Genomic DNA, 4,277 nt, shown 5'->3' with positions numbered 1-4,277 from the left:
TTGCCTGGATGCTGCGCAGGCTGAATGTTTTGGTGAGTTCGGAGCGGAGCGTGTGCCGGAAGGGTGTGTGGGTCACGGTGTGGGTCCTCACTGGTCTCGTCGGGCGAAGGTGATTCCAGCGGCGGTGGTGAGGGTGGCGGCCCAGGCGAGCAGCACGAGCGCGCCCGCTGCGGGTGGGAGGAAGATGCCGGTTGCGGGGTCGCTGTACAGCGCGGCTCCGGCGGCGGTGGGGAGGTAGCGGGCACCGGACCAGATCTGCGCGAGGAAGTCTCCGAGGCCGATGCTGAGTGGCACGATCAGGATGAGGGGGATGATTGCGCTGCGGGCGAGGGTGCCGATGGCGAAGCTGATGACGCCGCTGAGGGTCCAGGCGAGGCTGAGGCCGCCGATGAGTCCCCAGATTTCGGGGGTGAGGGTCCAGGGGGTGAGGGGGGAGTCCCCGGCGGCGTGCGAGATCATGATGCCGCCGCTCATCGTGAGGGTGGCGCTCACGGCGCAGGTCAGGGCGAGCAGCCCGATTTTCACGAGGAAGACGCGGCCGCGTTTCGGGGTGGCGAGCAGGGTGGTGCGGATCTGTTGTCCCGAGCCGTATTCGGAGCCCGCCCAGAGCGCGGCGAACGCGACGATCAGCGGGTGGCCGAAGGTTGCCATATCGAAGCCCGTGTACGCGAGGGGAACGGGGACGGTGGAGAACAGCAGGTCGCTGTCCGGGGGGAGTCCCGCGCTCGATGCTGCGTTCGTCCAGGACATGAGCCAGGTGCCGATGACCGTCACGAGGATGAGGATCCAGGAGGATCGGGCCGTGCTGATTTTGGTGGCTTCGGAGCGGATGAGGGCGAGCATCAGCGGGTCCCGTTGCGGTCGCCGGGGGTGTCGGGGTCAGCGGGAGCGCGGTAGTCGGCGTGTCCCTCCGTGAGGGCGAAGAACGCCGCTTCGAGGTTTTGATGGGCTCCGGTGATCTCGGCGCGGGTGCCGTCGGCGAGGATGTGGCCGCGGGCGATGACGATGAAGCGGTCGGCGGTGTCCTCCATCTCGCTCATGAGGTGGCTGGAGACGAGGACTGTTTTTCCGGCGTCGGCGAGGGAACGGAGGAGGCGGCGCATCCACCGGATCCCGTCCGGGTCGAGGCCGTTGGTGGGTTCGTCGAGCACGAGCACGTCGGGGTCGCCGATGAGGGCGGCGGCGATGCCGAGCCGCTGGCCCATGCCGAGCGAGAAGCTGCCGATGCGCTGCTTCGCCGCGTCCGTGAGGCCCGTGCGGTTGAGGACCTCGTGGACGCGCTCGGCGGGGATCGCGTTGGACTGGGCGACCCAGCGGAGGTGGGCTCCGGCGGTGCGGCCGGGGCCAGCTCCGGGGCCGTCGAGCATCGCGCCGACGCGGAGCAGGGGGCGGCTCAGGTTGCGGTAGGGGACGCCGTCGATGCGGGCGGTCCCGGAGCTGGCCCGGTCCAGGCCGAGGAGGATGCGCAGGGTGCTGGATTTGCCCGCCCCGTTCGGGCCGAGGAAGCCCGTGACCTGCCCCGGCTCCGCGGTGAAGCTCACATCGTCCACGACGGCGCGGCGGCCGTGGTGTTTGCTGAGGTGCGTGATCTCGATCATGACTCCCAGCCAAGCGGCTTTTCCCCGCGGGGTCAGTCTGCGAGGGTTGACATTCTCGGGCGTGTTACTCGGGGCGCGGCGGGGCGACGAGCCCGCTCTCGTAGGCGGCGACGACGAGCTGGGCCCGGTCGCGCGCGCCCAGTTTCGTGAGGATGCGGCTGACATAGGTGCGCACCGTTGTCGCGGTGAGGAACAGTGCCTCGGCGATCTCCGCGTTTGAGCGCCCCTCGGCGATGAGGAGGAGGGTTTCGCGCTCGCGCGCCGTCAGCGTGCCGAGGAGCGTCCCGGAGGCGGCCGGGGTGGGCGGGGGGCTCGCGAAGCGGGTGATGAGTCGCCGGGTGACCTCCGGCGCGAGGAGCGCGTCGCCGCTGACCGCGGCGCGGATCGCGCGGAGCACGTCGGTGGGCGGGCTGTTTTTGAGGAGGAAGCCTGAGGCCCCGAGCCGGAGCGCCTCGAAGACGTACTCGTCCAGGTCGAAGGTGGTGAGCACGATGATCCGGGGGTTGTCGGCGGCGAGCGCTCGGGTGGCGTCGAGGCCGGTCATGCGGGGCATCTGGATGTCCATCAGGATCGTGTCGGGGCGGAGCCGGCGGGCCTGCTCGACGGCCTCGACGCCGTCCCGCGCCTCTCCGGCGACGATCATCCCGGGTTCGTGTTCGATGAGGAGCCGGAGGGCGGCGCGGATGCGGGGCTCGTCGTCGGCGATCAGGACGCGGATGTCGGTCACGTGGGGTCCTCTGCGAGGGCGAGGGGGAGGCGGGCGTGCACGGAGAAGCCCTGCCCGGTGTTCGTGTGGGTGAGCTGCCCGCCGAGGAGTTCGGCGCGCTCGCGCATGCCCGTGAGGCCGTGCCCGGGGCGGGAATGCTGCTCGGGGCCGCACTCGGCGGTGCGCGCGGTGCCGGGTCCGTTGTCGCGGACGGTCAGGTGGACCTCGGTGCCCGTGCGGGCGACGTCGATGCTGAGCGTGGTGGCTTTGGCGTGCCGGATGGCGTTGGTCACCGCCTCCTGCGCGATGCGGTGCACGGTGGTGCGAAGCGCCGCGGGCAGGTGCTCGGCCTCGGGTGGGCAGGAGACAGTGGTGCGGAGCCCGGAGCGTTCCGCGGTGTCGGCGAGCTCGGTGAGGAGGGCGTGCAGCGGTGGCGCTGCGGGGGAGCGCGCAGGGTCGCGTTCGCGGTGGAGCAGGTCCTGGAGCTCCGCGAGCGAGTCGCGGGCCTGGCGCTCGACGTCGTGCAGGGTACTGCGCAGGTCCGGTTCGCCGAGCGCGGTGAGGTGCGCCGCGACTCCGGCGCTGACCCCGATCGCGCCGAGGGAGTGCGCGAGTACGTCGTGCACGTCCCGGGCCAGGCGGAGCCGCTCGTCGGCCCTGGCCCGCGCGCCGGCCTGGTCCCGGGCTTGGCGGGTACGCACCGCGAGCACCCAGGCCGTGGTCAGGACGACCGCGCCGAGGAAGGCCCCCCGGGCCCGGGGTGCGAAGGTCGGGTTCCCGGCGTCCCCGAAAAACAGCATCACGCAGACGAGGATGGCTCCCGCGGCGGCGAACCAGACGGGGAATCGTCGGGCGCCGCGGCCCTCCGCGTACCGGAATACGCCCACGCTTGCCAGGAGGAAGGGATCGGCGGTGAGCCCGAGCAGCCAGGCGGCGGCGGTGGCTGTCCCGGCGAGGGCTGCCCCGGCGAGGGGCCACCGGGTGCTCAGCGCTGCGCCGAGTGCCGCGGTGCCGCTGAGGGCCAGCTGAAGCTCGCGCTCGGCCGTGCCCGGGGTCACGGTGAGCCACAACCCGATGACGACCGCGACGGAGCCAGCGCTCACCCAAAGCAGTCGCCGCCACTGCGGGGACACCCTCCGTGGACTGGACACGCTCCCCAGTCTAGGAGGCTCCGGGGAACGCGCAGGGATGGCGGGGCGCTACGAGGCGAAGGACTGCGCGAGAGAATCGAGCAGGATCAGGGCCGAAAAGAAATCGAGCCGAAACGTTTCGCCGGGGGTGAAGAAGACGTTTCCCGCCTGGACCGCGGGAGCCGAGGTGTACGCCGGGTCGGTGTTCACCAGATCTTTCGCGGCGGCATCGGCGGCGATCATGATCCAGGTTTCCCCCGGCAGACCGCGTTGCAGGTTTTCCGCGGACAGGTTCACAATGTCTTTTCGTTCGGCACCGCCCATGGATTCGTCCCCCTTCACCTCATCCGGGATCTCCGCGAGGGTGAACCCGAGGTCGGCCAGGATCTGTGTGTGGGGTGAGAATTCGGTGGCCGCTCCCGCTCCCTCACCAGAGGCAAACGGGAAGAACGCAGAAACTGGGTGATCGGGGACGGTAATGCTGGCTTTCACTGCGGCAAGCTGCGCCTCGTACTGCATGATTGCCTGCATCGCTTGGTCCTCGGCCCCGGTTGCCTCGCCAAACAATGTCGTGATGTCTTGCCAGGATGAACCGGAGTAGTTCACCACCATCACCGGTGCGATTTTTCGCAGCTGATCGACGTTGTCCATGAGGGAGTCCCCACCCGTTTCCGCGACGACGATGAGATCGGGTTCGTATTCGATCACTTTTTCGACGTTCGGGGACGAATTCGAAAAGAGCAGCTCGGTGCCGGCTGTCTGCGCGGCGTCGCTCCACTGGAGGAAAAAGCCGAGCGAGTCGCTGAGGCCGGGGACATCCGCGGCGGTGCCGCTGCTTGCCAG

Annotated in this window: 5 protein-coding genes; all 5 read right to left on the bottom strand. The window is 70.0% G+C overall.

The window, feature by feature from the left end:
- Positions 1-87: 87 nt before the first annotated feature.
- Complete coding sequence (locus OOT08_RS16950; protein WP_325093999.1) at positions 88-843, bottom strand: hypothetical protein; 756 nt, start codon at positions 841-843, stop codon at positions 88-90.
- A complete protein-coding gene (locus OOT08_RS16945) occupies positions 843-1,598 on the bottom strand; it encodes an ABC transporter ATP-binding protein (RefSeq protein ID WP_325093998.1) in 756 nt (251 codons plus the stop codon). The genes OOT08_RS16950 and OOT08_RS16945 overlap by 1 nt, the downstream gene beginning before the upstream one ends.
- A gap of 64 nt (positions 1,599-1,662) precedes the next feature.
- On the bottom strand, positions 1,663-2,325 hold the full coding sequence (locus OOT08_RS16940) for a response regulator transcription factor (protein ID WP_325093997.1): 663 nt from the start codon (positions 2,323-2,325) through the stop codon (positions 1,663-1,665).
- Positions 2,322-3,455 (bottom strand): sensor histidine kinase, encoded by a 1,134-nt coding sequence (locus OOT08_RS16935; RefSeq protein ID WP_325093995.1) that lies wholly within the window; start codon positions 3,453-3,455, stop codon positions 2,322-2,324. The genes OOT08_RS16940 and OOT08_RS16935 overlap by 4 nt, the downstream gene beginning before the upstream one ends.
- Before the next feature lie 48 nt (positions 3,456-3,503).
- The coding region (fepB, locus tag OOT08_RS16930; RefSeq protein WP_325093994.1) for a Fe2+-enterobactin ABC transporter substrate-binding protein at positions 3,504-4,277 on the bottom strand (774 nt) is incomplete at its 5' end.

Source organism: Leucobacter sp. M11, assembly GCF_035726885.1.
In the GTDB taxonomy this organism is placed as follows: Bacteria; Actinomycetota; Actinomycetes; order Actinomycetales; family Microbacteriaceae; genus JAPFRB01.
The sequence above is the reverse complement of the archived record's forward strand: the minus strand, read 5'-3'. Positions and strand labels throughout refer to the sequence as shown.

Bases quoted from the DNA above. Each gene is read 5' to 3' on its own strand.
- OOT08_RS16945 (WP_325093998.1), bottom strand. From the start codon at position 1,598: ATGATCGAGATCACGCACCTCAGCAAACACCACGGCCGCCGCGCCGTC.
- OOT08_RS16950 (WP_325093999.1), bottom strand. From the start codon at position 843: ATGCTCGCCCTCATCCGCTCCGAAGCCACCAAAATCAGCACGGCCCGA.